23 protein-coding genes are annotated in these 24,708 nt (G+C 66.6%); 8 read left to right on the top strand and 15 right to left on the bottom strand.

The window, feature by feature from the left end; translation table 11 throughout:
• Both flbT and flaF read left to right on the top strand, forming a co-directional pair.
• On the top strand, positions 1–393 hold the full coding sequence (gene flbT / locus AC1DNE_RS02505) for a flagellar biosynthesis repressor FlbT (RefSeq protein ID WP_441469556.1): 393 nt from the start codon (positions 1–3) through the stop codon (positions 391–393).
• A complete protein-coding gene (gene flaF, locus AC1DNE_RS02500; RefSeq protein ID WP_441469557.1) occupies positions 377–748 on the top strand; it encodes a flagellar biosynthesis regulator FlaF in 372 nt (123 codons plus the stop codon). The genes flbT and flaF overlap by 17 nt, the downstream gene beginning before the upstream one ends.
• A gap of 89 nt (positions 749–837) precedes the next feature.
• On the opposite strand, the gene AC1DNE_RS02495 is transcribed toward flaF, so the two are convergent.
• The 8 genes from AC1DNE_RS02495 to AC1DNE_RS02460 all read right to left on the bottom strand — a co-directional run bounded on the left by AC1DNE_RS02495 (position 838) and on the right by AC1DNE_RS02460 (position 9,868).
• Positions 838–2,355: a flagellin gene (locus AC1DNE_RS02495; RefSeq protein ID WP_441469558.1), complete on the bottom strand. Its 1,518-nt coding sequence runs from the start codon at positions 2,353–2,355 to the stop codon at positions 838–840.
• A 7-nt stretch (positions 2,356–2,362) separates the two neighbouring features.
• Entirely contained in the window at positions 2,363–4,234 is a 1,872-nt protein-coding gene (gene flgK, locus AC1DNE_RS02490) for a flagellar hook-associated protein FlgK (RefSeq protein WP_476765505.1), read from the bottom strand.
• Between the two features lie 59 nt (positions 4,235–4,293).
• Positions 4,294–5,691 (bottom strand): flagellar hook protein FlgE, encoded by a 1,398-nt coding sequence (locus AC1DNE_RS02485; RefSeq protein ID WP_441469560.1) that lies wholly within the window; start codon positions 5,689–5,691, stop codon positions 4,294–4,296.
• A 175-nt stretch (positions 5,692–5,866) separates the two neighbouring features.
• Positions 5,867–6,880 (bottom strand): YcjF family protein, encoded by a 1,014-nt coding sequence (locus AC1DNE_RS02480; protein WP_441469561.1) that lies wholly within the window; start codon positions 6,878–6,880, stop codon positions 5,867–5,869.
• Between the two features lie 27 nt (positions 6,881–6,907).
• Positions 6,908–8,353, bottom strand: coding sequence for a YcjX family GTP-binding protein (locus tag AC1DNE_RS02475; protein WP_441469562.1), 1,446 nt, complete (start codon positions 8,351–8,353; stop codon positions 6,908–6,910).
• Positions 8,354–8,510: 157 nt separating this feature from the next.
• Entirely contained in the window at positions 8,511–9,038 is a 528-nt protein-coding gene (locus tag AC1DNE_RS02470; protein ID WP_441469563.1) for a SixA phosphatase family protein, read from the bottom strand.
• A 38-nt stretch (positions 9,039–9,076) separates the two neighbouring features.
• Entirely contained in the window at positions 9,077–9,301 is a 225-nt protein-coding gene (locus AC1DNE_RS02465) for a helix-turn-helix domain-containing protein (RefSeq protein ID WP_441469564.1), read from the bottom strand.
• A 9-nt stretch (positions 9,302–9,310) separates the two neighbouring features.
• On the bottom strand, positions 9,311–9,868 hold the full coding sequence (locus AC1DNE_RS02460) for a DUF2975 domain-containing protein (protein ID WP_476803721.1): 558 nt from the start codon (positions 9,866–9,868) through the stop codon (positions 9,311–9,313).
• A 96-nt stretch (positions 9,869–9,964) separates the two neighbouring features.
• Between AC1DNE_RS02460 and AC1DNE_RS02455 the strand changes: the two genes are divergently transcribed.
• Positions 9,965–10,591, top strand: a complete 627-nt coding sequence (locus tag AC1DNE_RS02455; protein WP_441469566.1) for a hypothetical protein — start codon at positions 9,965–9,967, stop codon at positions 10,589–10,591.
• Here the strand turns inward: AC1DNE_RS02455 and AC1DNE_RS02450 are convergent.
• Complete coding sequence (locus tag AC1DNE_RS02450; RefSeq protein ID WP_476765508.1) at positions 10,566–11,411, bottom strand: AAA family ATPase; 846 nt, start codon at positions 11,409–11,411, stop codon at positions 10,566–10,568. The two genes, AC1DNE_RS02455 and AC1DNE_RS02450, sit on opposite strands and share 26 nt — an antisense overlap.
• Before the next feature lie 213 nt (positions 11,412–11,624).
• Between AC1DNE_RS02450 and AC1DNE_RS02445 the strand changes: the two genes are divergently transcribed.
• On the top strand, positions 11,625–13,418 hold the full coding sequence (locus AC1DNE_RS02445; RefSeq protein WP_441469568.1) for a cation:proton antiporter domain-containing protein: 1,794 nt from the start codon (positions 11,625–11,627) through the stop codon (positions 13,416–13,418).
• On the opposite strand, the gene AC1DNE_RS02440 is transcribed toward AC1DNE_RS02445, so the two are convergent.
• Together AC1DNE_RS02440 and AC1DNE_RS02435 are read right to left on the bottom strand one after the other, a co-directional pair.
• Positions 13,354–14,457 (bottom strand): glycosyltransferase family 4 protein, encoded by a 1,104-nt coding sequence (locus AC1DNE_RS02440; protein WP_476840902.1) that lies wholly within the window; start codon positions 14,455–14,457, stop codon positions 13,354–13,356. The two genes, AC1DNE_RS02445 and AC1DNE_RS02440, sit on opposite strands and share 65 nt — an antisense overlap.
• Positions 14,457–15,362: a UDP-2,3-diacylglucosamine diphosphatase gene (locus AC1DNE_RS02435; RefSeq protein WP_441469570.1), complete on the bottom strand. Its 906-nt coding sequence runs from the start codon at positions 15,360–15,362 to the stop codon at positions 14,457–14,459. The genes AC1DNE_RS02440 and AC1DNE_RS02435 overlap by 1 nt, the downstream gene beginning before the upstream one ends.
• Before the next feature lie 141 nt (positions 15,363–15,503).
• On the opposite strand from AC1DNE_RS02435, the gene AC1DNE_RS02430 reads away from it, so the two are divergent.
• From AC1DNE_RS02430 to AC1DNE_RS02415, 4 genes are all read left to right on the top strand, one after another.
• Positions 15,504–16,283: an SDR family oxidoreductase gene (locus AC1DNE_RS02430; RefSeq protein ID WP_476840901.1), complete on the top strand. Its 780-nt coding sequence runs from the start codon at positions 15,504–15,506 to the stop codon at positions 16,281–16,283.
• A 119-nt stretch (positions 16,284–16,402) separates the two neighbouring features.
• The gene (locus AC1DNE_RS02425) at positions 16,403–17,326 is read left to right on the top strand and encodes a DMT family transporter (RefSeq protein WP_441469572.1); all 924 of its coding nucleotides are present in this window, start codon (positions 16,403–16,405) and stop codon (positions 17,324–17,326) included.
• 175 nt (positions 17,327–17,501) lie between these two features.
• Positions 17,502–18,122, top strand: a complete 621-nt coding sequence (locus tag AC1DNE_RS02420) for a helix-turn-helix domain-containing protein (protein ID WP_441469573.1) — start codon at positions 17,502–17,504, stop codon at positions 18,120–18,122.
• Positions 18,123–18,370: 248 nt separating this feature from the next.
• Complete coding sequence (locus tag AC1DNE_RS02415) at positions 18,371–19,540, top strand: GGDEF domain-containing protein (RefSeq protein ID WP_441469574.1); 1,170 nt, start codon at positions 18,371–18,373, stop codon at positions 19,538–19,540.
• Between the two features lie 108 nt (positions 19,541–19,648).
• Here AC1DNE_RS02415 and AC1DNE_RS02410 read toward each other — a convergent pair whose 3' ends face one another.
• The 4 genes from AC1DNE_RS02410 to AC1DNE_RS02395 all read right to left on the bottom strand — a co-directional run bounded on the left by AC1DNE_RS02410 (position 19,649) and on the right by AC1DNE_RS02395 (position 24,701).
• Positions 19,649–20,578 (bottom strand): c-type cytochrome, encoded by a 930-nt coding sequence (locus AC1DNE_RS02410; RefSeq protein WP_441470025.1) that lies wholly within the window; start codon positions 20,576–20,578, stop codon positions 19,649–19,651.
• A 191-nt stretch (positions 20,579–20,769) separates the two neighbouring features.
• On the bottom strand, positions 20,770–21,201 hold the full coding sequence (locus AC1DNE_RS02405) for a c-type cytochrome (protein ID WP_476765511.1): 432 nt from the start codon (positions 21,199–21,201) through the stop codon (positions 20,770–20,772).
• A gap of 130 nt (positions 21,202–21,331) precedes the next feature.
• Entirely contained in the window at positions 21,332–23,641 is a 2,310-nt protein-coding gene (locus AC1DNE_RS02400; protein WP_476765512.1) for a xanthine dehydrogenase family protein molybdopterin-binding subunit, read from the bottom strand.
• A gap of 100 nt (positions 23,642–23,741) precedes the next feature.
• Positions 23,742–24,701 (bottom strand): YiiG family protein, encoded by a 960-nt coding sequence (locus AC1DNE_RS02395; protein ID WP_476765513.1) that lies wholly within the window; start codon positions 24,699–24,701, stop codon positions 23,742–23,744.
• Positions 24,702–24,708: the final 7 nt, after the last annotated feature.

Raw genomic sequence — 24,708 nt, 5'->3', positions numbered from 1 at the left:
ATGGCTCTCAAGGTCGAGCTCAAGCCGCGCGAACGGATCATCATCGGACAGGTGGTGATCCGCAACGACGAGCAGCGCACGCGCTTCTTCATCGAAGGCGACGCGCCGATCCTGCGGGAGAAGGACATCCTGACCGCAGCAACCGCCGACAGCCCGGCCAAGAAGATCTACTTCGCCATCCAGCTGATGTATCTGGCGCAAGACCCGACGCACCAGCACGAGATCTTCTTCGAGCTCGTGCGCGATTTCGCCCAGGCCGCACCCAGCGCTCTGCCGCATATTCACGAGATCAATAACTGCATCTTAAGCGGGGATCTCTATAAGGCTCTCAAGGCAGCCAAGAAGCTGATCGCCTACGAAGCGGAACTGATCGAGCATGCAAAACGGGTTTAACGCCTACGCCGCCGCCGCCAAGACCGCCCAATCCGTCGTTTCACCCCGCGAGCTCGAAGCCTCCCTCCTGATCAAGGCCGCTACCCGCCTCCAGATCGTCGCCGACGACTGGGCCGCGCGCGAGCGCGAGCTCGACGAAGCCCTGACCTATAACCGCAGGCTCTGGACGCTGCTCGTCTCGGCCGTGATCGCAGAGGACAATCCGCTGCCGGTCGGCATCAAGCAGAACATCCTCAGCCTCGCCAATTTCATCTTCAACCACACCTTCAAGCTCGCGGCCGATCCGCAGCCTCAAGGTGTCGGCATCCTGATCAACATCAACCGCGACATCGCGGCCGGCCTGCGCGGCCGCTGACGGGTTACCCAAAGCAGCTCACGAGATCGCAAGCGAAAACGCCGCCCGAAGGGGCGGCGTTTTCGCTTGTAGCCAGGCGAGTGCGGCGTTCAGAGGAAGTTCGTGAGCGACAGCTTCGAGAGCATCGAGGTCACCTGATAGCTCGCCTGAAGCTGCGTCTGCAGCGACAGGATCTGCGTCGCGACGTCCTCGGTCGAGACGTTCTCGATGCCCGAGAGCGTCGTCGTCAGGTAATCCTTCGTGCTCTGGTGGCGCTCCTTGGCGCTGGCGAGCGCCGTCTGGGCGGAGCCCAGCTCGGTGATGATCTCCGCCGGCTTCTGGGTGCTGCCCCCAAAACCCAGCTTCTCGCTGACGCGGGACGTCATCGCCTCGTAGCGCGCCTGCGAATTGGCGTCGCCGGCCGGGAAGTTCTCGACCGCCATGATCGCGAACTGCGCGAGGCCGACGCGGAACGCCTCCTCATTCGCCCGGGCGCCTGTCCCGACCGTTTGCCCCTGGTCGATCTGGACCGTCGAGGTGCTGCGCGCCGGATCAGCGCCGTCATCGCCGCGATACCAGATCACGGTCGTCGCCGCGGCACCCGCATTGGTCGGCGCAGCTGTGGCCGTGTCGAAGGGCGGTCCCGGTACCCGCTTGGGCGGATTGTTGAGGCTGCCCGCGAAGAAATCCTGGGCCGCAACCTGCGAGGAGGCGGCCGAGAGCGTCGTCTTCGCCTCCTTGCCGAGAGCCGCGTTGATCGAGTTGCGCAGATTGGCCGCTGTGGCGTTGGGATCGGCGCCGATCTCGAAGGAATCGGTATCCGAGCCGGTCGTTCCCGTGGCGCGGGCCGTGAGGACGATTTCCTCCTGCGTCCCGTCCGGCAGGTTGAGCTTGAGCCGCACCGTGTCGCCCGCCACCGGCTGCGACGCGACGTTGACGGAGACATCCGCCGGCGGCCCGGGATTGAACGTCGTCGCCAGCGCTGCGGAGCTGCCGGAAATGCCGGCGATCTTGAAACCATAGGGATGAACGGTCGCCTCTTCGGCGATGGTCGCCGTCGTGCCGGCGCCGCCGGCCGTCAGCCGCCCGAGCCCGGAACCGAAATCGGCCTGCCGGCGCTCGTCGATCAGCTGCTTCAGCCCGGCCTTGCCGGCACCGTCGCCATTGATGATCTCGTCGAAGCCGGCGGCGGGCTGCGTGTCCGAGGTCTTGCCGGAGAAGAGGTAGCGGCCGTTGACCGAAATGTTCAGCAGGTCGAGCGTCTGCTTGAACTTCTCCTCCGCCAGCACCTGCGGCGAGGACCGCCCGCTGGCGCTCGGCACATAGCTGTTGGAGCGCGTGTCGTTGCGCGTCTCGCTGGTGAGTTTCGCGAAGTTCTCGACCGACGTCGTCTGCAGCTTCACGTTCACATTGCTCAGATCGATGCCGCTCAGCCAGGAGTTGAGGGTGGAGATCTTGGCATTGAGATCGAGGCTGACGCGCCGATCGATGCCGAGGTCGCCATAGCTCGTGCTGCGCTGCTTGGTGTCGAGCTGGCGCTGGAGATCGTCGAACTGGGCGCGGGTCGAGACGAATTCGTTGGGCTTGGCCGCGCGATAGGCACCGGTTCCATAGGCGGTGATGGTCATGGCGGGCTCACACTCTCAGCAGCACGTCCATCATCTCCTTCACGGTGGAGATGATGCGGGCATTGGCGGCGTAGGCGGTCTGCAGCTCGATCAGCATCGACATTTCCTGATCGACATTGACCTGTGCGGTCTCCTGGAAGCGACTCTGGATCGAGGCGAGCGCGACCTGCTGGCCTTCATCGAGGCGCTTGGCGGCCTCGACAGCCTGTCCCTGGGACGAGACCACGCGCTGAACGAAATTGCCGATCGTCGTGTTCGAGGTCGCGCCGTTGCCGTCGAGACCGACCGTGTTGGTGAAGGAACGCTGGCTCTGCGTCAGCCGGTCCAGCATCAGCTTCGGCCGGGTGACATCGCCCTGCGCCGTCGCCGGCGACGTGCTGTAGACCGCGAGCAGCGAGCGATCCGCGACGAGCGCCGGATTGACCGCGATCCGCGATGCGAAGCCGACGGTCTGCGAGCCGCCTTCATAAGAGCCGGTGAAGGGGACGCCCGCCGAGCCATCGACGAAGAAGGGCAGTTCCGGCGTGCCGCCTGCCGAGGACAGCGCCGTGTTGGTCGGCCGCGACGTCAGGCCGATCACGTCACGCGTGCCCGCAGCACCATCGTCGACGATGCTCAGCACCGAGCCGGTGTTGGAGACCGTGAAGCCGGGGCCGACGGCCGCCTGGATCTGAGCCGCGACCGAGGCCGGACCGCCGGAGAAATCGATGCCGACCACGCGGTTGTTGGCATCGCCACCAGCCGAGGCCGGCAAAGGCAGCGAGGAGGCGGAATCGACGCGAACGAAGGTGAAACGCTGGGTCTGGCCGCCCGGCGTCACCTTGTAGTCGAGCGTCATCGTGTTGCCGGACTGCAACCCGGCCATGTCGACCTCGAGGCCGGAGGCCGCGCCGGCCGTCACGGCCGTGCCGGCGATCTCGCGGTCCGAGAGCGCCTTCGACATCTGCGCCGCGATCTCGTCGAGCTGGGCCTGCGCCTGCACCAGCGTCTTGTCGCGCAATTCGATGTTCGCCGCGATCTCGCCCGAGCGGAAGATGCGGTTGGCGATCGCGTCCGAGACGTTGCCGGACGAATCCTTCATCGTGATCGTGCCGACGCCGCGCTTTGCCGGGTCGGCGTTCCACTGGTCATCAGGGCCGAGCCCGCTATGCTCGTCGAAGCCGAAGGTGACGGAGGGCTGGCCGTCGAAGAGCTGCGTGCCCGATCCGGTGACGACCGAGACCGAGCCCCGCGCATCCTCCGTCGTCTTGATGTCGACGTATTGCGAGAGCTCGGACAGGATCAGATCGCGCTGATCTTTCAGAGTGGCCGTCGAGCTGTTGTTCGGCGCCGCGACGATGCGGGAGTTGACCTTGGTCAGCGCGCCGAGCAGGTCGTTCACCTTGGTGACGGCATTGGCGATGCCGTTCTCGGCCTGGGCGCGCAGGGCCTGCACGCCGTTCGAGAGCGTGTTGAGCTGCCGGGCCAGCTGCGTCGCATTGTCGATCACCTGCGAGCGCAGGCTGTAGGATGACGGGTCGTTCTGCAACGACTGCAGCGCGCCGGTGAACTTGCTGAAGATCGTGTCGAGCGCTGTCGAGCTGCCCGGCGCGCCGTAGAGCTTGTCGAGGTTCGATAGCGCGCTCGCCCGCGTTGAGGTGTAGGCGGCGCCCGAGGCTTCCTGCCAGAGCTGATGCTGGACGATCTTGTCGAGCAGGCGCTGGACCTGCGTGTTCTGCACACCGATCGTGAGCCCGGACAGGCTGTCGGCAGTCGATACCGACCGCCGGACATAGCCCGTCGTCCCGGCATTGGCGACGTTTTGCGAGACGACGCCGATGCCGACCTGCGTGGCATTGAGCCCGCCGATCGCCGTGTTGAGGGAAGTACTCAGACCCATCGCCAACTCCTGTCGCTAGCCGCGGCCCTTCTGGGCCGCTCTCAACCCGGATGTGCTGCTCACCGGATGATGTTGAACACGGAGGTCAGCATCTCCTGCGCGGTGGTGATGACCTTGGTGTTGGCCGAATAGGCCTGCTGGGTGACGATCATCTTCGAGAACTCATCGGCGATGTCCGTGTTGGACTGCTCGACCGAGCCGCCAACGAGCTGCGAAGTGCCGAGGCCGATGATCGGCGGGCCGGATTCGATCGTCTCCTCGAAGGCACCGCCATCGAGCCGCTTCAGGGAGTTGTCGGCGTTGAAGCGCGCCACCGAGAGCTGGGCGAGCGCAACGACCTGACCGTTGCTGAACGTCCCGATCACCTGCCCCTCGGCCGAAACCGAGACGCGATCCAGCGTGCCGGCGGTGTAGCCGTCCTGACGGATGCTGCGCGCATCGATCTGGCCGCTGACGTCGCCGTTCTGTGTCAGGCCGTTGCCACCGGTGGTGAGGTTGATGCCGGTGACGGTCGTCCCGCCGATCGTCATCGTCGGCAGCGCGATATTGCCACCGGCCGGATTCGTCATCTGCCCTGTCGCATCGAAGGTGATCGAGGTGTTGGCGTTGCGATAGGCGACTGCGGCGCCGGCCGCCCCGGTGTTCTCGGCGACGAACAGGTTCCAGGTATCGGTCGTCGCCGGCGGGCCGGCCGAAGCATTCGTGGTCTTGGCCCAGCGCAGCTCCACGCTCGTCGCCTTGCCGAGCGTGTCGTAGACCGTCACGGACCCGCCAGGGATCGACTGGCTCAGGAAGCTCGTCATGTCGCTGCCGATGACGACGCCGGCGCCGCCCTGGGTGGTCGAGAGTGGGTTGGACGTGAAACCCGCCGGGCTCAGCAACTCCGAGCCCGGAACCGTGCTGTCGGCCTTGTTGGTCTTCGGATAGGCCGGGATGTTGGCGCGATACTCGATCGAAGTCGTCGCCTTGGCCGGGAACTGCTCCTTGGTGATGCGCAGCACGTCCGGCTGGGTGCCGATGAGCTGGCCGGTCACCTGGTCGATCTTCAGGCCCTTGAGGTAGTAGCCCGCGCCGTTGACCAGATAGCCGTTGGCGTCGAAGTCGAAGTCGCCGCGGCGGGTATAGAGGTTCTTGTTGGCGAACTGCGTGTTGGCGCCCACGCCGCTCGAGCGTTGATCGACCACGAAGAAGCCATCGCCGTTGATGGCGACGTTAGTGTCGATGCGGGTCGGGTTCAGGTCGCCCTGGATCGAGTTGGTCGCCCGGCTGTAGGCCGCGACCGAACCGGCGATCTGCCGGTTGAGCGCAGCATCGGGCACCAGATCGGCGAAGCTGGTATCGACGCGCTTGTAGCCAGCCGTCCGCGAATTGGCGATGTTTCCGGAGATGTTCTCGAGCGCATAGGACTGCGCCGTCATCCCCGAAACCGCTGTCGTCAGCGCACTGAAAACACCCATGGAACCCTCACCTCGACCGGCGCCCCCCAAGGGCAGCCCACAACTCGAGGCTTGATCTGCATGGCGCATGCCATAGGTGTATTCGTTTTATTTCAGAGGGTTACATCGTTTACGAAGGGTTTTCCGGCAGTCCTGACCGGGCAGATTCGCCTGCGGCCGGCAGAATTTGCCGGGCTCAGGCCTCGTTGTTCTTGCCAGCGCGCCAGGAAGCGAGATCGCCCGCAACTTCGGCGAGCGTCGGCGGCTTCGCCTCGACGAAGGGCAGCGGCCGACAGACCTCGAGCGCAGCAAGCCCGATGCGGGCGGTCAGCATGCCGTTGATCACGCCCTCGCCGAGCTTGGCCGAGAGCCGCGCCGCGAGCCCCTGCCCGACGACCTGCTGAATCACCGCATCGCCCGCTGCGATGCCGCCGGTCAGGACGAGATGGTTCATCACCTGCCGCGCCAGCCTGAGCAGGCCGAGCGTGCCGGGCCGCCCCGCATAGATGCCGGCGATCGAACGCAGCAGGCGGGCGCAGGCGACCAGCACGAAGACGACATCGACCAGCGCCCGCGGGCTGACCGCCGTGACCAGCGAAACCCGCCGCGCTGCCTGCGCAATCTGCGCCTGGGCCATCGCGTCGAGCGGCACGAGCAGGTTGCGTTCCGCCACCGTCAGCATGTCGCGCGCCGCGAAGAGCTGCGGCAGCGCCTCCTGCAGCGCCGCCCGGCCCTGCGCCGTCTGCGGCCGGGCCTTGTAGAGACCAACGAGCTCTTCCGTGATTGCTCGGCCCTCGTCCGGAGTCCCGCCCGCGAGCGCCAGTGTCGCGCGCTCGCGCAGGGCCTCGACCTTCCGTTCGCGCAGGATGTCGCGCAGAACCCGCGCCAGCATGACGAGCAGCGCCAGCGCGGCGATGGCGGCGCAGACCAGCGCCGCATAGCCGAGCACCGGATTCTGGCTCATCAGCGCCGAGATCGTGTTCTCGACCCAGACGCCCGCCGCCAATGCCAGGAAGCCGGAGAGCCCCGCGACGAACAGCGAGCCCCAGGAGAAGCCGCGCTTCGCCGCCGGGGCGGCCACCGGCACGATGGTGTCGATCGGCTCGCTCTCCGGCAGGATCGCGACATCGCCGCGCCGAATGGCGCTCTCGCCGACGACTTGCTCCTGCCCCGGTTGGTCGAGGCGGATCGCGCGCGGTGCCTTGGTCATGGCCGGAATCTGCTCATGACAGCCTCCCTATGCCAGCCTGTCGCCGATCAGGAATTCCAGCGCGCGGTCGAGGCGAATCTGCGGCGGCGGCTTCGATCGCCCGCCCGCATCGGGCGCGACCAGCGGGGGCCGGAAGCGGGGCGCCCTCACCTGCCAATGCGCCTTGGGGTCGAAGATCGCCTCCGGCCGCTCCGGCAGATCGCCCGGAAAGATCGCCGCTTCCGCGACGCCGTCGAAAACCTGTCCGTCGATCTCCTCGCCCGCCTCCGGCACGCCGGCGATCGCCGGCAGCTCCTCGCGGCCCTGCTTGATCCTGACCTCGTCCGTCGCGCGCACCGCCGCAAGCGCCATCGACTCGACCCTTGCGCCCGCACCCTGCGCCCGCGAAAGCGCCCGCCCGACCAGATGCGCCATCACCGCCGCCAGCCGGTCATGACTGCTGTGATGGATGTGGTCTGCCTTGGTCGCAGCGAAGAGCACGCGCTCGATGCGCGGCGCGAACAGGCTCGACAGCCAGGAATTGCGGCCGACCGAGAAGGCGGCGAGCGCCTGCCCCAACGCGGTCTCGAGATCGGCCAGCGCGGGGGCGCCGGCATCGAGCGCCGCCAGCACGTCGACCAGCACGATCTGCCGGTCGAGCCGGGCGAAGTGATCGCGGAAGAATGGGGTGACGACGACGCGCTTATAGGCCTCGAAACGCTCCGCCATCAGGCCGGCGAGCGTGCCGGCCCTGGGCTCGCGATCATGACCGAGATCGAGCGGCGCGAAGGTCAGCGCCGGCGAGCCTTCGAGATCGCCCGGCATCAGGAAGCGCCCCGGCGGCGTCACCGCCACCGCCTCGGGATCGGCCCGGAGGCGCGCGAGATAGCTTTTGAACAGGTCGCTCGCCGCCTCGGCCACGAGCTCGTCCGGCGGCCCGTCCGGATCGCGCGCCGGGAGATCGGTGAGCCAGGCCTCGGCGGCAGCGCGCCGGTGCGCCTTGCGCGCATCCGCCACGGCCTGCGCCGACCATGTCTTGTAGTCCTGTCCGATCAGGGCAAGGTCGAGCAGCCACTCGCCGGGATAGTCGACGATGTCGAGCGTCAGCGTCGCCGGGCCTTTGAACCACCCGGAGGCGCGCTCATAGTCGATCTCGACGCGCAGCTCCGCGATGCGCTTCGTCGAGTCCGGCCAGCGCCTGTCGGCCCCGGTCATAGCGGCGCGATGCGCCTCGTAAGGAAAGCGCGGCACGTCCGGGTCGGGCTGCGGCACCAGGCGCACGCGGGCGATGCGGCCTTCCGAGGCTGCCTTCAGTACCGGCAGCCTTGCCCCTTCCATCAGGTTCTGGATCAGCGCCGTGGTGAAGACCGTCTTGCCCGAGCGCGACAGGCCGGTGACGCCGATCCGCAAACGCGGCCGCGCCAGCCCGAGCAGGCTGTCGCCAAAGGCGAGCGCCGCATTGCGGGCACTGTCGAGATAGGAGGTTTCGCTCATGAAGAGGAGGCGCGGAGAGAGCGCCCGAGGCTTCGCCGAGGCAAGCCGGCCGGCGCGGTTGCCGAGTGCCGGAGCGGAACGGACATGAGTCCGCGGGCACAGGAAACACAGGCAGCCGCGCTGTACGGTCGCGTCAGTAGAAGTACCGGGTATTCTCTCACTCGTCGGGACCTTCGCCGAGCGAGGCCGGAGTGACAAAGCGGTCGAGCCTGCCGCCGCGCTCGGCCACGTCGCGCCAATCCTCGACGGCGAAGTCGAGCACGGCAAGGCCGCAGGTCGGGTATTTCTGGCTCATCCGCGCCGCTGCATAGCGGTCGCCATGGCCGGTCAGAAGCGTCGCAAGTTCGGCGAAGCCAGGATTGTGACCGACCATCAGCAGAGTGCGGACATCGCCTTCGACGTCCTGCACGACATCGAGGAGGCGCTCCACCTTGGCTTCGTAAATGCGCGGCTCGTAGTGCGTCGCAGGCTTCTCCGGCAGCATCGGCGCCACCAGCTCCCAGGTCTCGACCGTGCGCTTGGCAGGTGAGATCAGCACGAGGTCCGGCAGCAGCAGCTCATCGGCGAGATAGCGCCCCATCACGGGGGCGGCCTCCCGGCCGCGCGCAGCAAGGGGGCGGTCGCGGTCGGCCACACCGGCGGGCCAGTTGGACTTGGCGTGGCGCAGAAGCATGAGGCGTCGCATGGGAAGAACCTAGCGATGCCGTCGATGATTTGCGAGGGTCAATCGCCCTCGATTTCCTCTCCCGGCTCGTAGCGCAGCAGATCGCCCGGCTGGCATTGCAGCACGGCGCAGATGCGCGACAGCGTATCGAAGCGCATGCCGCGGACCTTTCCCGATTTCAGCTGCGAGACCTGCTGCTCGGTCAGGCCGATCCGCTGGGCGAGTTCCTTCGAGCGCATCTTGCGACGCGCCAGCATGACATCGAGTTCGACGACGACGGGCATGGCGCCGGCTTACACGAAACTTTGATTCTCGTCCGACAGCCGGATCGCTTCCCGCAGCACATGGCCGAAGGCGATGAGCGTTGCTCCAGCAGCCAGCGCGGCGAAGATGCCGGGATCGAGCATGACCGCAATCTGCCTGTGGCCTGCGGGGTTGTCGAAGGTGAGCGCCATGCTCTGCACCGCGCGGACGATCGGGGTCGCGGCGCCGAAGCCAGCCAGAAGCCAGCCGACGCTCAGCAGCCCTGCAGCGTTCTCCTCGACGAGAACCCTCCCCTCGCCGAACGCCCGAAACAGCCTCCCCAGCCGCAGCATCGCCAGAATGAAGAGCCCGGCCGGGATCCAGGCGAGAGCGAACGCCGTCCAGTAGCCTCTCGCCGAAGGGGCGACCGGAGCATTGTCGATCCCGATCCCGATCGTACTCCGGGCATGGCGAGTGAGCGCTTCCGCATCGGTCCACAGCCAGATGAGACCGAAGAGCATGAGCAATCCTGCGGCATAGCTGAAGGCGCGTGCCCACAGGCTGACACTGCGCAGGCGGCCGGCCGCCTGCCGGGAAAATGCGGTCATAGGCAGGGATGATGTCGGCACGATTATTCCCTCGATTGACAAAATTAAACTAATAGATGAATTTTTGAATGTCAAAGCCAATATCAGAAGGACATCATGCGTATCGCCCCGCCCGTCTGCCTCGTCCTTGCAGGCCTGCTGGCCGCCTGCGGCCACGTCCCGCTGACGTCGCTGCCGAAACTGTCGAAGATCGATATCCGGACGACGCAACTCACCGACCTGCGCGCCGGTATCAGCCTGCCCGCCGACATCCGTCCGCTTCCGGGCGGCGTCACCATGACGATTGTCGCCTTGCCCAAGGACGGCGGCCGTCATGAACGCAAGGTCGTACTGGAGGAAGTGCGGGACGCGAACGAGCTCGCGAAGCTACCGGTCCTAGCGGCTCCCGGGCGCCGCTTCACCGTGTTCAGGCTGAGCGACGGCGACGCCGCCCGCATCAGTGCATTCCGGGAGGAAATGTTCGTCGGACCGCAGAACAGCGGCAATCGCGGCAGCCTGGCCCTGATGGCCGAAAAGGCCTGCCGGCTCGGCGACCTCTTGGGCAAGCCGATCCCGATGACGAGCTATCTGAAGACATCCGAGACGCAGGACTATGTCCTGCTGACCCGCGATGTCGATCTGGGCGAGGCCGTCCGCTCGGTCGATCCCAAGCTCGATCTGGCGACGGCGATCCCGCCCTGCGATGCGGTCGCCGGCCTCAGCGGCTCTCGCGCCGCGCCATGAAGGCGAGTTTCTCGAACAGCGAGACGTCCTGCTCGTTCTTGAGCAGCGCGCCGTGCAGCGGCGGGATCAGCTTGCGCGGGTCGCGCTCGCGCAGCACCTCCGGCCCGATATCCTCGGCGACGAGCAGCTTCAGCCAGTCGAGCAGTTCCGAGGTCGAGGGCTTCTTCTTGATACCGGGCACCTCGCGCACCTCGAAGAACAGGCGCAGCGCCTCCTCCATCAGCCGCTTCTTGATGCCAGGGAAATGCACCTCGACGATCGCCTGCATCGTCTCGGCATCGGGGAAGCGGATGTAGTGGAAGAAGCAGCGCCGCAGGAAGGCGTCCGGCAGCTCCTTCTCGTTGTTGGAGGTGATGATCATCACCGGCCGCTGCGCCGCCCTGATGGTCTCGCCCGTCTCGTAGACATGGAACTCCATGCGATCGAGCTCGAGCAAGAGGTCGTTCGGGAACTCGATGTCGGCTTTATCGATCTCGTCGATCAGCAACACGGGCCTGGCCGGCGAGACGAAAGCTTCCCAGAGCTTGCCGCGCTTGATGTAGTTGGCGATGTCCGAGACCCTGCTGTCGCCGAGCTGGCTGTCGCGCAGGCGGCTCACCGCATCGTATTCGTAAAGACCCTGCTGCGCCTTGGTCGTCGACTTGATGTGCCAGGTGATGAGCGGCGCCCCGAGCGCCGCCGCCACCTCCTCCGCCAGCACGGTCTTGCCGGTTCCCGGCTCACCCTTCACCAGCAGCGGGCGCTCGAGCCGGATCGCGGCATTGACCGCGACGGTGAGATCCTCGGTCGCGACATAGTTCTCGGTGCCGGCAAAGCGCATGGACAGTCCTTCTAAACGAACCGGCGGACGCTACCCCATCCCAGTCGGCGGCGGAAACGGCTTTTCGCGGGGCGACCTGAACCCTCTTGCGTAAGGGCTCGGCAGGTAAGGCAAATTCCTCACCGCCATAGCGATTCCAAGGTTGTGTTGCGCCGCGGCGAAACGCAAGAATTGCCGGACCAATTCCGCTCGCTCGAATCGCAGGATCGCCCTTTGGCCGGAACAGTCGATCCCTCCTTCTACAAGGACGCCGTCGTCGTGCTCGCGACGGCAGGGGTGATCGTGCCGCTGGCCAAGAGCCTGAAGGTCAATTCGATCATCGCCTTCATCGCCTGCGGAGCCCTGGTCGGCCCCTATGGTCTGGGCGGCCTCGCGGCCAAGCTTCCCCTGCTGAGCACGGTCACGGTCTCGAATGCCGAGGCGCTGGCCGGCCCGGCGGAGCTCGGCGTCGCCTTCCTGCTCTTCGTCATCGGGCTCGAACTCTCCTTCGAGCGCCTGATGACGATGAAGCGCCTCGTCTTCGGGCTCGGCCTCGGCCAGGTCGGGCTGAGCGCCGCAGCCATCGGCCTTGCCGCCTATGCCGCCGGCCAGCCGGCGGCGGCCTCCCTCATCATCGGCTTTGGCCTCGCTCTCTCCTCGACCGCGATGGTGGTCGAGCTGCTCGCCGCCAAGAGGCGCATGACGACCTCGGCGGGCCGCACCAGCTTCGCGATCCTGCTGTGCCAGGACCTCGCGGTCATCCCTCTGCTTTTCCTGATCAGCGTGCTCGACGCGCAGAACGGCTCAGGCTCGCTGCTCGTGGGCCTGGCGCAGGCCTTCGTCCAGGCTTTCGCCGCCATCGCCACCATCATCGTCATCGGCCGGTTGGCGCTGCGCCCGCTCTTCCGCCTGGTCGCCTCGACCGAGTCGACCGAGAGCTTCATGGCAGCGACGCTTTTGACCGCGCTCGGCACTGGGCTGATCGCGGCGGCGGCCGGCTTGTCGATGGGGCTCGGCGCCTTCATCGCCGGGCTGCTGCTCGCCGAGACGGAATTCCGCCGCGCCATCGAGGTCACCATCGACCCGTTCAAGTCGCTGCTGATCGGCGTCTTCTTCCTCACCGTCGGCATGGGCGTGAACCCGGCCGAGATCGCGGCCAATCCCGGCGCCATCATCGCTGTCGCGGTCGGGCTGCTGCTGGCCAAGGCCGCGATCATCTTCATCCTCGCCCGCCGCTTCCGGCTGTCGGCCGCGACGGCGCTCGAAACCGCGATCATGGTCGCGCCAGGCGGCGAGTTCGCCTTCGTCCTGCTCAATGCCGCGACCGGCACGGGGCTCATCGACCATCGGGCAACCAGCATTGTGCTCGCCGCCGTGTCGCTGACCATGGTCGCATTGCCGCTGCTTGCCCGGGTAGCCCGCCATCTCGCGCAGAAGCTGGCGCCCCCCGTCATCTTGCCCGACGAGGCGGCGGTGCTGCCTCCCACCGACCATGCACCACGCGCGATCGTGGTCGGCGGCGGGCGCGTCGGCCGGCTCGTCGCCTCGATGCTCGACGAGCACGGCAAGTCCCACATCGTCGTCGATTCGGATGCCGCGCTGATCACCGCCCAGCGCCGCGCCGGCCGCCCGGCCTTCTACGGCGATGCGAGCAAGCCGGAATTCCTGCGTCTCTGCGGCCTGGAGGAAGCAACGGCCTTGATCGTGACGATCGACAATTCGCGCGCTGTCGACGCCATCGTCCAGGCCGCCCGCACGCTAAGCCACGATATCGTCATTGTCGCCCGCGCCCGCGATGCGGCCCATGCCCGCCATCTCTACGAGATCGGCGTCAACGATGCCGTGCCTGAGACGATCGAGGCGAGCCTGCAGTTATCGGAAGCGGCGCTGGTCGGTCTCGGCGTGCCGATGGGTCTCGTCATCGCCTCGGTCCATGAGCGGCGCGACGGCTTCCGCGCTCAGCTCAAGCCGGCAGGCGCCGCGAAAGCCCCTGCCGTTCCGCGCCACGCCCGCTCGCGAAGGTTGTGAAGCTGGCGGCTCCCGCCTCGCGCGGCAGATAGCCGGCCTGCTGCGCCACGCGCCTGATATGGCCGTAGAACTGCGCCGCGCTGCTCGCCCAGCTGTGCCGGCCAGCCAGTTCGAGGCAGGTCTCGTGCGGCACCCTGAGCGCCTGCATGGCGGCGCTGCGTAAATCGTCGTCGAGCACCGCCGCGCCACTGCCGGCGAAGACATCGCGCGGTCCCTGAACGGGGAAGGCGGCGACCGGCAGGCCGCTCGCCGCCGCTTCCAGCAGCACGATGCCGAAGGTGTCCGTCAGGCTCGGGAAGATGAAGACATCCGAAGAGGCATAGATCGCCGCCAGTTCCTCGCCTTCCTTCACCCCCAGAAAATGAACGTCGGGATAGGCGCGCTGGAGATCGCTGCGCGCCGGCCCATCGCCGACCACGACCTTGCTGCCCGGCAGCCGCAGCGACAGGAAGGCGTCGAGATTCTTCTCCACCGCTACGCGCCCGACGCTGAGAAAGATCGGCCGCGGCAGATCGAGCACGCTCTGCGGGCGCGGATGAAACAGGCCGAGGTCGACGCCGCGCCCCCAGCGCACCAGATTCTGGAAGCCATGCTGGCGCAGTTCGTCCTCCACTGTCGCCGTGGAGACCATCACGGCGGCGGCAGGATCATGGAAGCGGCGCAGCAGCCGATAGCTCCAGCTCTCCGGAATCGGCCAGCGGGCGGCGATATATTGCGGGAAGCGCGTATGATAGCTGGTCGTGAACGGGCGCTTCTGGGCAAGGCAGACGGCGCGCGTCAGCCAGCCGATCGGCCCTTCCGTCGCGATATGGATATGGTCCGGCCCGAATTCGGCAACGCGCGCCGCCAGCGCACGGCGCGTCGCCAGAGCCAGGCGGATATCCGGATAGCTCGGCAGGCCGATCTGGTGGAAACCTTCCGGCGTCAGCGCCTGTGCGGTCACGCCGAAATCCGGCGCCGCCGCGATCATCCGCTCCAGCGAGCGCACGACCCCGTTGATCTGCGGGCGCCAGGCATCCGTTGCGACGAGGACGCGCATCAGTGCGCTTTCCGCTCAGCCGTTTCCGGCTGAACGCCAAGAATGCGCGCCAGCTCAAAGGGCCGGAGCTTGCTCCGGGCCGCCTCGGCCAGTTCCGGCACGGCGACTGGGTGGGTAGGCACGACGACCGGCACCGCCGTTTCGCCCTTCAGGCGGCCTTGCGGCCAGCGGATCAACTCGAAGCGCCCGTCATGGTGCTCGACGAAGGCCGTGCAGCTTTCGACCCAGTCGCCGGTGTTGATATAGGTCAGCCCCTCGATCTCGCGATAGGCAGCATGGTGGATGTGGCCGCAGATCACACCGTCGGCATTGTGCCGTCGCGCTTCGCTGGCAAGGCAGGTCTCGAACTCGCCGATATAGTTCACGGCGTTCTTGACCTTGTGCTTGGCCCAGGCCGAGAGCGACCAGTGCGGCAGCCGCAGGAAGCGCCGGACCTTGTTGATCACCATGTTGAGCCCGAGCGCGACCGTGTAGGCCCAGTCGCCGAGCAGGGCGAGCCATTTGGCGTTGCGCACCACGAGATCGAACAGGTCGCCATGGATGACGACCAGCCGCTTGCCGTCCGCCGTCTCATGGACGATGTCGTCGACCAGCGTGATGCCGCCGAACTGCAGCCCCGTGAAGTCCCGCAGGAAATCATCGTGATTTCCGGTGACGTAGATCAGCTTTGAGCCCTTGCGCACCTTGCGCAGCAGCTTCTGGACCACGTCGTTATGCGCCTGCGGGAAGTACCAGCCGCTCTTCAGCCGCCAGCCGTCGATAATATCGCCGACGAGGTAGATGGTCGGCGCATCATAGGCGCGCAGGAACTCCAGGACGAGGTCGGCCTGCGCTCCGCGCGTCCCCAGATGCAGATCCGAGATGAAGATGCTGCGAACCTGCTTCGCGTCGTCCTCGTCGGCCATTCCGGAGAGCCCCCGCTGTTGCGATGCTCCGGGCGTGTGTCTGATTTGCGTTGCGCTTTGATGACGGCGCGTCCAATCCATGGTCAGGCTTGCCGATACGCATGGGCCGAAGGCGCCTTGCCGAGCTTACGGAGAAACGTGATGGATCTTGGAATTTCCGGCCGCACCGCCATCGTCTGCGCCTCCAGCAAGGGGCTTGGCCGCGGCTGCGCCGAGGCCCTGGCCAAGGCCGGCTGCACCGTCGTCATCAACGGCCGCGACGCCACGACGCTCGAGGCCACCGCCAGCGCCATCCGCGCGGCCACGGGCGCAACGGTCATCGCCGTCGTCGCCGACGTTTCGACCAAGGCCGGGCAGGACGCTCTGCTGGCGGCCGCTCCCAATCCCGACATTCTCGTCAACAACAATGGCGGCCCGCCGCCGAAGCCCTTCCGCCAGGTGACGCGTGAAGGCCTGCTGGAAGGCGTGGTGCAGAACATGGCGACGCCGCTGGAGCTGGTTCAGCGCGTCATCGACGGCATGATCGAGCGTCGCTTCGGCCGCATCATCAACATCACCTCGGCGAGCGTCGTCACGCCACTGACCGGCCTCGACGTTTCCTCGGCCGCGCGCGCGGGCCTCACCGCCTTCCTCTCGGGCGTGGCCCGCGAGGTGGCGCATGCCAACGTCACCATCAACAACATCCTGCCGGGTGTGTTCGACACCGACCGGATCAAGACAGCGACCAACAAGGTCGCCGAAATGCAGGGCATCAGCATCGAGGAAGCGACCAAACGGCGGCTCGCCGCCGTGCCCGCCGGCCGCCTCGGCACGCCCGACGAGTTCGGCAAGCTCTGCGCCTTCCTCGCCAGCACCTCTGCCGGCTACATCACCGGCCAGAATTTCCTGATCGACGGCGGAGCCTTCCGCGGCACCTTCTGAGCCGCGCGTCGCCGGCCTGACGGGGTTGCAGAGTTCACGCTTCGCCTCCCTGCTTCGACGTGGTCTAAGGAGGAACGGTTTCGCCCGAAACCGTTCCCGCCCTCCCGTCGCGCGCTCCGTTGTCCCCTCTTCTCGGCATCACCCTCAAGCTGATCTCGGCGCTCGCCTTCACGCTGATGTCGGCCGCGATCAAATCGATCTCGACGCGCTATCCGACGGGCGAAATCGTCTTCATCCGTTCCTTCTTCGCGATGATTCCGCTGCTCATCTGGCTCGCCTGGCGTTCCGAGCTGCCGGCGGCGCTGAAGACCAGCAATCTGCGCGGCCATCTCAAGCGCGGCATCATGGGCTCGACCGGCATGTTCTGCGGCTTCGCGGCCCTGCAGTTCCTGCCGCTCTCGGAGGCTGTCGCCATCGGCTATGCCGCGCCGCTCGCCGTGGTGGTGCTCGCCGCACTCGTGCTCAAGGAAAAGGTGCGCATCTATCGCTGGACGGCCGTGACGATCGGCTTCGTCGGCGTGCTGATCATGCTCTCGCCGCATCTCGGCGCTGGCAGCCACCCGGTCGGCGGCAATGCCGCGATCGGCGCGGCGCTGGGTCTGGCCGGCGCGTTCTGCTCGGCCTTTGCCTCGGTCGAAGTCCGGCTTCTCACCCAGACCGAGCGCACGGGCGCCATCGTGTTCTACTTCATGCTGCTGACCAGCCTGCTCGGTCTCTCGACCATCCTGCTCGGCTGGAACATGCCGGATCTCAAGGACGCGGCGCTGATGGTCGTCATCGGCATCCTCGGCGGGCTCGGCCAGATCCTGATCGTGCAGGCCTACCGCTATGGCGACGCCTCGCTGATCGCGCCCTTCGAATACTCGACCATGCTCTGGGCGGTGGCGATCGGCTGGCTCTGGTTCGGCGAATGGCCGGCCACCGCGATCCTGATAGGCGCCTTCATCGTCATCAGTTCCGGCATCTATGTGATCCTGCGCGAGCGCCAGCTCGGCCTCGCCCGGCGCGAGCAGCGCGAAGTCGGCCCCAGCCGCATCACCTGAGCGTCAGGCGCGCGCTTCGGCAGCCCGCAGTCCGATGCGATGTCGAAAGCATGGGTCACCGTTGCCGCGTCCCATCGAACGCACGGCGGTCCAGCGCCGGGCTTCGGCATTGTTCGCTTGTTCAAACGATCGTCCGCCGTTACAAACGGCCTCACAGTCGAAAGGGGCCGAATTCATGGGAATCGAGACGAAAGAGCGCGGCGGGCGGGAGCTTGAATCCGGGGCTCAGGTGATCTCGGGCCAGCTCGGCAAGACGATCCAGCGCCTGCGCAAGGCGTATAATTTCTCGCTCTCGGACCTCGCCGAACAGTCGGGCGTCGCCAAGTCGATCATCAGCCAGATCGAACGCAACGAGACCAACCCGACACTGGCGACGATCTGGCGGCTTTCGCAGGCGCTCGACATTTCGATCGAGCGAGTCCTCTCCAGCGGCGAGGAAGAGCCCTTCATCGAGAAGACCACGCGTGCCGACACGCCGATCCTGGTCTCCGAGGACGGCAAGCTGCGCCTCGCTATCATCGGCTGGATCAAGACCGTCGAATGGCTGCAATGGTACGACGTCTCCGCCGAGCCCGGCGGCGAGCTCGACTCCGAAGGCCACCAGCGCGGCTCGATCGAGTCGCTCTCGGTCACGGCCGGCGAATTCGAGGTCGAGGTCGGCGACATCATCCAGCGCGCCAAGGCCGGCGAGACGCTGCGCTATCGCTGCGACCGCCGCCACGTCGTTCGCTGCGTCGGCAACGAACCCGGCCACGCCCTGATGGTCTGCATCCTCAAGGCTGCGGTGATGGAGTAGCCCGCTGCCGCCCCGGCTCGGCCGGGCTGGCGGTCGGCGCGCGGCATCGGAAGGCTCGTATCCCGAGCCAACCGCCCCGTCTGCCATCAGCATCGCTGGGCAGAAGCGTCGGCGCATTGCCTGATCGGCGCACAGCTTGGTCCCACAAGCTGTAATTAACCTATCTGCCCCAGATTGCCCGCGCTGGGGAGCTGGGAGCGTTCGATCATGTCTGGAACCGGACGCAGGGGCTGCTGACGACGGTACCGATGGACCTTGCTACCCTCTGGTATTTGACGACCGGCACGCTGCTTGTCGCCACCGCTATGACTCTCTGGGAGCGCAACGCGCAGACGCAGCGCTCGCGCGAGCTCGGACTCTGGGCCTCGGCCTACGCCGCGTTCGCCCTAGGCTGCATCCTGGCGATGAACCGGAGCGTCCTTCCCGGCGTATCCGGCCCTGCCCTCACCAATGTCGTCATGATGCTCGGCTATCTGCTGGTGCTTCAGGGAATCTTGGCTCTCGATGGCCGGAAACTGCATCCCGCCCTCATGACCGGCCTGCTGGTGGCCATCGGCGCCGCCTGGCTCCTGGCCGGAGCCGGAGCGGTGGGCCTGTTCTGGAACCATGTCAGCTCATTTCCGATCGCGGTTATCTCCGCGCTGACCGCGTTAGCACTTCTTCGCAGCCGCACCGCGAGACGGCTGCGCTCTCGCCCGGTCGCGATCACCGTCTTCGCCTGCCACGCCCTGTTCTATGCCGGCCGCACCTTCGCGGTCCCCGTCATGACCTCGATCTACGGCAGCGACGTGCTGAGCACCGTGGCCGAGATCACGATGTACGAGGCCGTGCTGTTCACTGTCGCGATGTCGATGTCGATGCTGGCTCTCATCCGTGAGGAGGATCGGGCGCGCCTTCTTGCGACGACCCGCACCGACTTCCTCACCGGGCTCAACAACCGCCAGGGCTTCTTCGAACTCGCCCCCAGAAGCCTCAGCCGACACGGCAAGGGCACCGCACACTCGCTGCTCGCCATCGACCTCGACCACTTCAAGGCCATCAACGACCGCTACGGACACGAGGCCGGCGACCACGTGCTGAAGCTCTTCGCCAGCATCGCCAACGAAATCGCCGGGGCCGAGGCGACGAGCGCGCGTCTCGGCGGCGAGGAATTCGCGATCCTGCTCCCGAATACGAACGGCGAGGACGCCCGCGCCATCGGGCAGAGCATCGCCCGGCGCTTTACCGAGACGGCGGCACGGCGCGACGGGCTCGCGATTCCGGCGACGATCAGCATCGGCCTCGCCGAGGCCAAGGCGCAGGAAGCTGATCTGGTCGCCTTGCTCGCGGCGGCTGATCACGCCCTCTACCGAGCCAAGACACTGGGCCGCAACCGCATCGAGAGCGCCAAGCCCGGGCAGGTCGCCAAGGCCGCCTAAGGGTCTTGTGCTCGCTCTGAGCGCTCCACCGCTCCTCACGTGGACCATCAGGGCCTTGAAGCGCATCAGGCGACGTTAAGCGCACCGCCGGCCCCGATTCGGACGTCGCTACTTCGTCTGCGGTCGCGGCGGGCCATCCACCGCCGGCAGCGACTTCAGATACTCCGCCATCGCCATCCGGTCGGCATCGGGGAGTTGCGCCATGTTGCGCACCACCGCCCCCATGGAACCGCCGACGCTGTCGAAGGTCGGGGTGAAGCCGGTCTTGAGGAGTTCGGCGATCTCCTCCTTCGACCACTTCGCCAGGCCTTTCTCGGACTGGGTGATGTTCGGCACCCAGCCCTTGCCTTCCGGGTCCGGACCGCCGGCGAGGCGGGTCGCCGGAATGATCGCGCCGAGCGCGTTGCGGGCCGAATGGCACTCGGCGCAGTGGCCGGGGCCGTTGACGAGATAGGCGCCGCGGTTCCAGGCCTCGCTCTTCGTCGGATCGGGCCGGAATGGCGCGCCCTCGAAGAACAGCAGCTTCCAGCCGCCGACGATGCGCCGGATGTTGAAGGGGAATGGCAGGTCATGCGGCGGGGCCCTGCCCTCCACCGGCGCCAGCGTGCGGATATAGGCGAAGAGATCGGCCAGCGCCCTGGGCGGCATCATCCGGTAGGAGGTGTAGGGAAAGGCCGGGTAGAGATGCTGGCCGCGCGGCGAGACACCGGCCGCCATCGCATCGACGAAGTCCTGCACGCCCCAGTTGCCGATTCCGTCGCGCGTATGCGGCGAGATGTTGGGCGCATGGAAGGTGCCGAAGGGGGAGGCCAGCGCCAATCCGCCGCCGAGCCTCAGTTTGTCGTCCTGGCCGGGCGTCGCGTGGCACGAGGCACAGCCCCCCGCCGAGAACAGCAGCTTGCCGTTCTCGATATCGGCCGCCGGCAGCGCACCGATTTCTGGGGATGGCGAGACGACGCGCGGATCGGTGAGGACATAGAAGCCGGCGAAAGCAAGAGCCGCCAGTACGACGAGGGTCACGAACAGGCGGCGCAGCAACAGCATCGGCATCTCCAAGGCGTAATCAGCAGGGCGGTTCAGTTGGCCTGGGCAGGCCGCCAGCTTCGAACCGCGGCAGTTCTAACGTGGCGCAGCCGCAAGGGCTCCCGCAAGTCGGGAAAACGAGGTCATGAAAAAGCGGGCGGCCAATGTTGGCGCCCGCTTTCGGCTCTCCGCCTAGGCGGACCGCCTCACTTCTTGATGCGATAGGCCTCATGGCAGGCGCCGCAGTTCTTGGTGGCCGCGCCGAAGGCGGTGCGGAAACCGTCAAGGCTGGCCACGTTCGCGCCGGCTGCGGCATCGCTCTCGAACTTCACGAAGGCCGCCTTGAAGCCGGCCTGATCTTCCCAGATCTTCGGCGAGGCAGTGGTCTCGTCGCCGGTCTTGGAACTGTCGGGGAACAGGGCCGGCACCTTCTTGGCGGTGTCGGCATAGGTCTTGAAGACCGCCTGCGCCTTGGTGGCGTCAAAGGGAGCTTCGCCCTTGGCCATGGCTGCGCCTTCGCGGGTGGCAGCGCCGAGCGCCTTCATCGCCTGCTGGCGCTCCGCGATGGGGTTTGACTGCGCCAGGACGGCGGTGATGCCAAGCCCGAGGCCGGCGAGCACGAAAGCGGTGCGGATCATTCAGTTTCCCTTTGAGACCAGCCGCTCCGAATGGCACGGCTTAGAACGCGTCCAAATCAAACGATGATCACAACACATCCAAATAGCTTTTGCGTGAGCGAGCTTGCAAAACCGCAAGTCGCCCCTTGCATCAAAGCCGATAACCCGCCTCCTTCAGCGCGGTGAACACCTTGAGCGGCGTCGCCGGCATGTCCATCGCCTTGATGCTGGCGGCACGGTCGAGGGCATCGACCATCGCGTTCATCACCGCCGGGCAGGCGCCGATCGCCCCCGCCTCGCCCGCGCCCTTCACGCCGATGGCGTTGGTGATGCAGCGGACATTGCGCGTCTCGAAATGGAAGTTCGGGATGTCGACCGCGCGCGGCAAGGCGTAGTCCATGAAGGTCGCGGTCAGCATCTGCCCGTCGGGATCGAAGCGGATCTCTTCCATCAGCGCCTGGCCGATGCCCTGGGCCGAGCCGCCATGGACCTGGCCCTGCAGCATCAGTGGGTTCAGCGTCACGCCGAAATCATCGACCACGACATAGTTCAGGATCTCGGTCGCCCCGGTGCCGGGGTCGATCTCCAGTTCGCAGACATGGGTGCCGTTGGGATAGGTCGCCTCCGGCGGTGTCCAGCTCTGATGGACCTTGAGCATGGTCGGCGTCGCGCCCGGCAACGCCGCGATGGCGGCGAGGTCGAGCGACTTGTCGGTGCCGACGATGCGGACCGCACCATTGGCGACCTCGAGATCGCCCACCGCCGCCTCGAGCTTCTCGGAGGCGAGCTGCTTGAGGTTGTCGGTCAGGATCTCGGTCGCCTTGTTCAACGCCGCGCCTCCCACGGGGATGGAGCGTGAGCCGCCGGTGCCGGAGCCTGTCTCGACCCGGTCGGTATCGCCCTGCACCACGCGGATGCGGTCCATCGGAATGTCGAGATGCTGCGAGACGAGCTGCGAATAAGCCGTCTCATGCCCCTGCCCGTTCGACTGCGTGCCGATCAGCACGGTGACGGTCCCGTCCTTCTCCAGAATCACGGTCGAACTTTCCGGGCCGCCACCGCCGCAGGCCTCGATATAGCTGGCCATGCCGATGCCGCGGATCTTGCCAGCCTTGGCCGAAGCCTTCTGGCGGGCCTTGAAGCCCTTCCAGTCGGCCACGTCCATGGCCCGGCGCATATGGCCCTCGAACTCGCCGGAATCGTAGACCGGGCCGGTCTGCGTCTTGTGCGGCATCTCCGACGGCTTGACGAAGTTCTGCGCACGCACCGCATCCGGCGTCTTGCCGGTCTCGCGGGCGATGGCGTCGACCAGCCGCTCGATCAGATAGGCAGCCTCCGGGCGCCCCGCGCCGCGATAGGCATCGACCGGTGTCGTGTTGGTCAGAACGCCGCGGAAGACGACGTGCACGGCCGGAATGTTGTAGCAGCCCGGCGTCATGGTGGTGCCGACCCAAGGGATGAAGGGCCCATACTGCGAGAGATAGGCGCCCATCTCGGCCGAGAGATCGACCTTGAGCCCGATGAACCTGCCCTTGGCGTCGAGCGCCATCGTCGCCGTCGTCAGATTGGCGCGGCCATGGGTATCGGCGAGGAAATGCTCGTTGCGGTCAGAGACCCAGCGCACCGGGCGCTTCAGCTTCTCGGCGGCGATCATCGCCAGCGGATATTCGCGGTAGAGGAAGATCTTGGTGCCGAAGCCGCCGCCGACATCCGGGGTCACCACGCGGATGCGCTTCGGGTCGACCTTGAGCACGTAGTTGGCGATCAGGTCGCGCATGCCGTGGCTGCCCTGGCTGCCCAGCGTCAGCGTCCAGCGCTTCTCGGCCTTGTCGTACTCGGCGATGCAGGCGCGTGTCTCCATGTAGTTGGAGGCGAGCCGGTTATTGACGACGGTCAGCGAAACCGTGCGCGCGGCCTTCGCGAAGGCCTTCTCGGTCCTCTCGCGATCGCCCTGCTCGGCCTCGAAGGCGACATTGCCCGCCCGATCGGCCCAGACCTGCGGCGCGCCGTCCTCCAGCGCCTCCGCAATCCCGGTCACCGCCGGCAGCGGGGCCCAGTCGATCTCGATCGCTTCGGCCGCGTCGCGCGCCTGCGCCAGCGTTTCGGCGACGATGAAGGCCACGGCCTCGCCGACATGGCGGACGGTATCGGTCGGCAGCACGGGGACCGGGAGGGATTTAGACATCTCGCCCGAGACGGTCGTGACGTGCCCCTTGCAAGGCAGGTCGCCATACTCAGCGACATCCTTGCCGGTCAGGATCAGCTTCACGCCCTTCAGCTTCCGGGCGGTCTCGATGTCGCCGATGCTGAAGCGGGCATGGGCATAGGGCGAGCGCAGCACGAAGGCGTGCAGCGCACCCTCCGCGGCGATGTCATCGGTATATCGGCCAGTGCCGGTCGTCAGGCGTTGATCTTCGACCCGCCGCACCGGCTGGCCAAACCCGAATTTCATGGGACGCATGAGGCATATCCTCAGTTAGGTCTAATGAAAGAGTGAAGCAGAAATCGCGCGACGTCAGCCCCGGCATGTGCCGCGCCGGGGTGCGTCGCACGCATCGATCTCAGCGCGGCATGCGGACCGCCGTCTCCGAGAGTGAAACCATGGTATTGTAGTTGTTGACGATCCAGTTGGCGTCATTGGCCGCCCCGCGGCGGACATCGCCCTTGCTCTTGGCGAGCTTCTCGCTGAAGTCGCGCAGCTTGCCGAGCCAGGAGCTCGCCCTACTCTCGATGAAGGGCACGCCGCCCGGGTTCTTCTCCTTGAAGGCGTCCATCTCGCGGATCGCCTCGGCATAGTCGGCGATGGCGGCGTTGAAGGCCTTGAGATCGACGATCGGCTGCTCGTTGCTCGGCATCAGGTCCATCGCGGCGCGCGCGTTGATCATGATGTTGCGCACCTGCCAGCGGACGGAACGCCCCTCGCGCTGCTCCACCGAGGCGAGTTCGCGCTGATCGAGCCCGCGCTTGTAGACGCGCATCAGCGCGTCGAGCTTGGCGCGCTCCTCCAGGAAGGTCTTGGCCGCCGGTACCATCGCCGCGTGCAGCTTCTGCCCCTCGGTGAGGTTGTCGTCGCGATAGTCCTTGCGGTCGTAATAGCGGTCGGCGCGGGTGATCAGCGGCGCCAGCTCCTGATAGGCCTTGATGTAGCGGCCCATGGTCTCGTCGATCGCCGGCAGCTTCGGCTCGCGCGCCATCGCCTCCTCTGCCTTGTTGATCTCGCCGGTCACGTCATAGAGGCTGTAGAGCCCGTAGGTGATGTAGCGCTCCTTGCCGGTCGGGCCCTTCTTCATGTCGACCCAGCTGCCGTAGCGCTCCCAGGACTGGATGGCGCGCAGCGTGCGGTTCATCAGCGCCGTATAAGCGTTCGACTTGGTGATCGCGGCCTGGAGGTCGTCATCCTGCGCCTTGCTCGCGCTGCCCGCCGGAACGGTCGCCGCCCCTTGTGCCCAGGCGCCCGCTGGCGCGGCGAGGACCAGGGCGGCGGCGCAAGCCGCACCCCGGAGAAATGCTCGGGTCGTCATGTATCCA

The sequence above is a fragment of the Allobosea sp. 05L423 genome (assembly GCF_056397745.1).
This window is presented reverse-complemented; position numbering and strand designations above follow the sequence as displayed.

Excerpts from the sequence above, each read along its gene's own strand:
- flbT (WP_441469556.1), top strand. The coding sequence starts at position 1 with ATGGCTCTCAAGGTCGAGCTCAAGCCGCGCGAACGGATCATCATCGGA.
- flaF (WP_441469557.1), top strand. The coding sequence starts at position 377 with ATGCAAAACGGGTTTAACGCCTACGCCGCCGCCGCCAAGACCGCCCAA.
- AC1DNE_RS02495 (WP_441469558.1), bottom strand. The coding sequence starts at position 2,355 with ATGACCATCACCGCCTATGGAACCGGTGCCTATCGCGCGGCCAAGCCC.
- flgK (WP_476765505.1), bottom strand. The coding sequence starts at position 4,234 with ATGGGTCTGAGTACTTCCCTCAACACGGCGATCGGCGGGCTCAATGCC.
- AC1DNE_RS02485 (WP_441469560.1), bottom strand. The coding sequence starts at position 5,691 with ATGGGTGTTTTCAGTGCGCTGACGACAGCGGTTTCGGGGATGACGGCG.
- AC1DNE_RS02480 (WP_441469561.1), bottom strand. The coding sequence starts at position 6,880 with ATGACCAAGGCACCGCGCGCGATCCGCCTCGACCAACCGGGGCAGGAG.
- AC1DNE_RS02475 (WP_441469562.1), bottom strand. The coding sequence starts at position 8,353 with ATGAGCGAAACCTCCTATCTCGACAGTGCCCGCAATGCGGCGCTCGCC.
- AC1DNE_RS02470 (WP_441469563.1), bottom strand. The coding sequence starts at position 9,038 with ATGCGACGCCTCATGCTTCTGCGCCACGCCAAGTCCAACTGGCCCGCC.
- AC1DNE_RS02465 (WP_441469564.1), bottom strand. The coding sequence starts at position 9,301 with ATGCCCGTCGTCGTCGAACTCGATGTCATGCTGGCGCGTCGCAAGATG.
- AC1DNE_RS02460 (WP_476803721.1), bottom strand. The coding sequence starts at position 9,868 with ATGACCGCATTTTCCCGGCAGGCGGCCGGCCGCCTGCGCAGTGTCAGC.
- AC1DNE_RS02455 (WP_441469566.1), top strand. The coding sequence starts at position 9,965 with ATGCGTATCGCCCCGCCCGTCTGCCTCGTCCTTGCAGGCCTGCTGGCC.
- AC1DNE_RS02450 (WP_476765508.1), bottom strand. The coding sequence starts at position 11,411 with ATGCGCTTTGCCGGCACCGAGAACTATGTCGCGACCGAGGATCTCACC.
- AC1DNE_RS02440 (WP_476840902.1), bottom strand. The coding sequence starts at position 14,457 with ATGCGCGTCCTCGTCGCAACGGATGCCTGGCGCCCGCAGATCAACGGG.
- AC1DNE_RS02435 (WP_441469570.1), bottom strand. The coding sequence starts at position 15,362 with ATGGCCGACGAGGACGACGCGAAGCAGGTTCGCAGCATCTTCATCTCG.
- AC1DNE_RS02430 (WP_476840901.1), top strand. The coding sequence starts at position 15,504 with ATGGATCTTGGAATTTCCGGCCGCACCGCCATCGTCTGCGCCTCCAGC.
- AC1DNE_RS02420 (WP_441469573.1), top strand. The coding sequence starts at position 17,502 with ATGGGAATCGAGACGAAAGAGCGCGGCGGGCGGGAGCTTGAATCCGGG.
- AC1DNE_RS02415 (WP_441469574.1), top strand. The coding sequence starts at position 18,371 with ATGGACCTTGCTACCCTCTGGTATTTGACGACCGGCACGCTGCTTGTC.
- AC1DNE_RS02405 (WP_476765511.1), bottom strand. The coding sequence starts at position 21,201 with ATGATCCGCACCGCTTTCGTGCTCGCCGGCCTCGGGCTTGGCATCACC.
- AC1DNE_RS02400 (WP_476765512.1), bottom strand. The coding sequence starts at position 23,641 with ATGCGTCCCATGAAATTCGGGTTTGGCCAGCCGGTGCGGCGGGTCGAA.
- AC1DNE_RS02395 (WP_476765513.1), bottom strand. The coding sequence starts at position 24,701 with ATGACGACCCGAGCATTTCTCCGGGGTGCGGCTTGCGCCGCCGCCCTG.